Genomic DNA, 4221 nt, shown 5'->3' on the forward strand with positions numbered 1-4221 from the left:
CCTCCGGTGAGGGGCGCCCCCAGCGCCGTACGGACCATAGAACCGATCGGGCTGTCAGCCCATGAACTTCTTGAACTCGTCCGGCAGCTCGAAGTCCTGGCCGCCCTGCTGGGGCAGTCCGAAGGCGCCGCCGTTCTGCGCGGCCGCGGCGCGGCGGTCGGCCTCCTCCTGCTCCTGCTGCTTGCGCTTCATCGGGTTCCCGGAGCGCTGCTTGCCCTTGGCCTTCTTCTGCTGCTTCTTCTGCCGACCGGGGCCGCCGCCCATGCCCGGGACGCCGGGCATACCCGGCATACCGCCGCCCTGCGCCATGCGGGACATCATCTTGCGGGCCTCGAAGAACCGCTCCACGAGCGACTTGACCGCGCTGACGTCGACGCCGGAGCCCTTGGCGATACGGGCGCGGCGCGAGCCGTTGATGATCGTCGGCTCCGTGCGCTCGGCCGGGGTCATCGACTTGATGATGGCGGCCGTGCGGTCGACGTCGCGCTCGTCGAGGTTGTTGATCTGGTCCTTCATCTGGCCCATGCCGGGCAGCATCCCCAAGAGCTTGGAGATCGAGCCCATTTTCCTGACCTGCTCCATCTGGGCCAGGAAGTCGTCCAGGGTGAAGTCCTGGCCCTTCTTGGACGCCAGCTTGGAGGCCATTTTCTCGGCCTCTTCCTGGCTGAACGTCTTCTCCGCCTGCTCGATCAGGGTGAGCAGGTCACCCATGTCGAGGATGCGGGAGGCCATCCGGTCAGGGTGGAAGGCGTCGAAGTCCTCGAGCTTCTCGCCGTTCGACGCGAACATGATCGGCTTGCCGGTCACCGAGGCGATCGACAGGGCCGCACCACCGCGGGCGTCACCGTCCAGCTTGGACAGCACCACGCCGTCGAAGCCGACGCCGTCGCGGAAGGCCTCGGCGGTGTTGACGGCGTCCTGGCCGATCATCGCGTCGACGACGAACAGGATCTCGTCGGGGCCAACCGCGTCCCTGATGTCCGCGGCCTGCTGCATCAGCTCCTGGTCGATGCCCAGGCGGCCGGCGGTGTCGACGATGACCAGGTCGTGGACCTTGGACTTGGCGAACTCGATGGAGTCTTTCGCGACCTTGACCGGGTCGCCGACGCCGTTGCCCGGCTCGGGCGCGTAGACGGCGACGCCGGCGCGCTCGGCGACGACGCTCAGCTGGTTGACGGCGTTGGGGCGCTGGAGGTCACAGGCGACCAGGAGCGGCGAGTGGCCCTGCTCCTTGAGCCACCGGCCCAGCTTGCCCGCGAGGGTCGTCTTACCGGCACCCTGGAGACCGGCCAGCATGATCACGGTCGGCGGCTGCTTGGCGAAGCGCAGGCGGCGGGTCTCCCCGCCAAGGATGCCGACCAGTTCCTCGTTGACGATCTTGAGGACCTGCTGGGCGGGGTTGAGCGCCTTGGAGACCTCGGCGCCCAGGGAGCGTTCCTTGACCTTCTTGATGAAGGCACGCACGACGGGCAGGGCCACGTCGGCTTCGAGGAGCGCGATGCGGATCTCGCGGGCCGTGGCGTCGATGTCCGCCTCGGACAACCGGCCCTTGCCGCGGAGATTTTTGAAAGTCGCGCTAAGGCGGTCGGAGAGGGTATCGAACACGGTGGCGTCGGTCCTCGGAGTCGGGGGCGGTCTGAGCGTCTTCCAGGGTATCTGCCTCCGCAAGACATTCGTTCCCGCCTGCCGCATTCTTCGTCCCCGCCCGCCGCGTTCAGCGGTCGGGGACGGCGGGCCGTGCCCTGCGGCTGGGCGGGCTCAGCCCCGCAACGCCTCCTCCAGCACCCGGGCCACGTCCCCCGCCTCCTCCCCCGGCAGCCGCGCGCCCTCCGGGCCGGTGACGTAGAAGGCGTCCACAGCATTCGAACCCAGGGTCGAGGCGTGCGCGCTCCGCACCCGCACGCCCGCCGCCTCCAGCGCCCGCCCGAGCCGGAACAGCAGGCCCGGCGCGTCTTGGGCGCGGACCTCGATCACCGTGGCCAGCCGGGACGCGGCGGGGGCGACCGTCACGCGGGGCGGGGGCGGCTCCACGCCCCGGCGCCGGGGGTAGGCGGCGTCCCGTTCGGCGAGCCGGCCGGCGATGTCCAGGGTGCCGTCCAGGGCCCGGACCAGGTCGGCGCGCAGGCGGGTGGCCTGGGGCAAGGAGCCGTACTCGGCGGCGACCCGCCAGTCCAGCAGCAGGACGGAGCCCTCGACGCCGTCCGGCAACGGAAGGGACCGCAGCTCGGCGGTGCGGACGGTCAGCCGGTGCATGGCCAGCACCCCGGCGACCGCGGGGAGCACGCCCGCCTGGTCCGGTACGGCGATCAGCAGCTCGACCCCGAGGGGCTCCGGGTCGGCGGCCCGCTCCGCGTCGGCGGCCCGCTCCGGATCGGCCGGCGGTTCGGCCTGGGCGCGCAGGGTCAGTACCGGCCCGCCCGTGCGGAACGCCTCGACGGCGAGCCGTTCCTGCTCCGCAGTGGGCGCGGCGGCCTCGGGCTCCTCCAGGGGGTCTCCCGCCAGCACCGCCGAGACGCGTTTCACCAGGTCGGCGACGAGGGAGCCGCGCCAGGACGACCAGGCGGCCGGCCCGGTGGCCAGCGCGTCCGCCTCGGTCAGGGCGTGCAGCAGCTCCAGGGTGTGCTCCGTGCCGACCGCCTCGGCGACCGCGCGTACGGTGGCCGGGTCGTCGAGGTCACGCCGGGTGGCCGTCTCGACGAGCAGCAGGTGGTGGCGTACGAGGGTGGCGAGGACGGCCGTGTCCGCACGGTCGAAGCCGATCCGCGCCGCCACGTCCCGGGCGATGGTCTCACCGGCCACGGAGTGGTCCCCGGGCCAGCCCTTGCCGATGTCGTGCAGCAATGCGGCGACCAGGAGCAGGTCGGGCCGGTGGACGCGGCGGGTGAACCCGGAGGCGCGCACCGCGGTCTCGATCAGGTGCCGGTCGACGGTCCAGAGGTGGACGGCGTTGCGCTGCGGGCGGCAGCGCACCCGTTCCCAGTCGGGCAGCAGCCGGGTGATCAGCCCCTCGGCCTCCAGCGCCTCCCAGACCTCCACGGTAGGACGGCCCGAGCCCAGCAGGGTCACCAGCTGCTCCCGTGCCTCGGCGGGCCAGGGCGCGGGCAGCGGGCGCACGGTGGCCGCGAGGCGCCGTACGGCGTGCAGGGAGAGCGGGAGCCCGGCCTGGGCGGCGGCGGCCGCGGCACGCAGCGGGAGCACGGGGTCGCGGTCGGGGCGTGCGGTGCGGGCGAGCACCACCTCCCCGTCCTGCTCGACGACGCCCTCGGCGAGCGGGGAGCGCTCCGGCGCCGGTTTCCCCCCGCCCAGCATGGCGCGCAGCCGTGGCCGCACGGAGCGCGAGCGCAGTACGCGCCCCACCTCGCGCCAGGTGACGTCACCGGCGTACGAGATGACGCGGGCCGCCTCGTACACCTGCCGCAGCAGCGCGTCGGCGTCCAGCAGGCCCAGCTCGGCCGCCACCTGGTCCTGCTCCTGCAACGCCAGCCGGTCGGTCGCCCGGCCCGTCGCCAGGTGGAGCGCGTCGCGTACGTCGAGCAGTCGGCGCCGGGCTTCGGCGAGGCCCTCGCGCGGGGCGTCGGCCAGCCAGGAGGCGGCGACGGCGCGCAGGGCGGTGGCGTCGCGCAGGCCGCCCCGCGCCTCCTTGAGGTCGGGTTCCAGCAGGTACTGGAGCTCGCCCTGGCGTTCGGCCCGCTCGGCGCAGAGTTCCTGGAGTTCGGGGAGGCGTTTGGGGGCCTGGTTGCGCCAGTCGGCGAGGACCGCGGTGCGCAGCCCGGCGGTCAGTCCCAGGTCGCCGGCGAGGTGTCGGGCGTCCAGGAGACCGAGTTGGACTTTCAAATCCTCGCCCGCCGTCCTGCGGGCCTCCGCCGGCGTGCGCACGGAGTGGTCGAGGGCGAGGCCGAGGTCCCAGACGGGGTACCAGAGGCGGTCGGCGAGGGCGGCGACCGCCTTGGCGTCGCCGCCGTCGTGCAGCAGGAGCAGGTCCAGGTCGCTGCGCGGGGACAGCTCGCCGCGCCCGTATCCGCCGACGGCGACGAGCGACACCCCTCTGAGCCCGTCGGTGCCCGCGGCGAAGAGGCCCGACAGCCACTCGTCCGTCAGTCCGGCGAGGGCGGCACGGCGCGGGGGGGGGGGGAGGACGGGCCCCCCCTGCGGGGGGGATAGGAGGCGCCCTACCACCTCTCCCCTCCTTCCCTCCTCCCCTCTTTTTTCCCCCCTCCTTCC

General features: G+C 73.3%; 2 protein-coding genes. Both read right to left on the minus strand.

Annotated elements, in window-relative coordinates; all coding sequences use genetic code 11:
* Positions 1 to 54: 54 nt before the first annotated feature.
* The gene (gene ffh, locus ACFCZF_RS01645) at positions 55 to 1605 is read right to left on the minus strand and encodes a signal recognition particle protein (RefSeq protein WP_376669943.1); all 1551 of its coding nucleotides are present in this window, start codon (positions 1603 to 1605) and stop codon (positions 55 to 57) included.
* Between the two features lie 153 nt (positions 1606 to 1758).
* Positions 1759 to 4176, minus strand: coding sequence for a [protein-PII] uridylyltransferase (locus ACFCZF_RS01650; protein WP_376669944.1), 2418 nt, complete (start codon positions 4174 to 4176; stop codon positions 1759 to 1761).
* Between the last annotated feature and the right edge of the window lie 45 nt (positions 4177 to 4221).

It is taken from the genome of Streptomyces sp. NPDC056296 (assembly GCF_042268605.1).
In the GTDB taxonomy this organism is placed as follows: Bacteria; Actinomycetota; Actinomycetes; order Streptomycetales; family Streptomycetaceae; genus Streptomyces.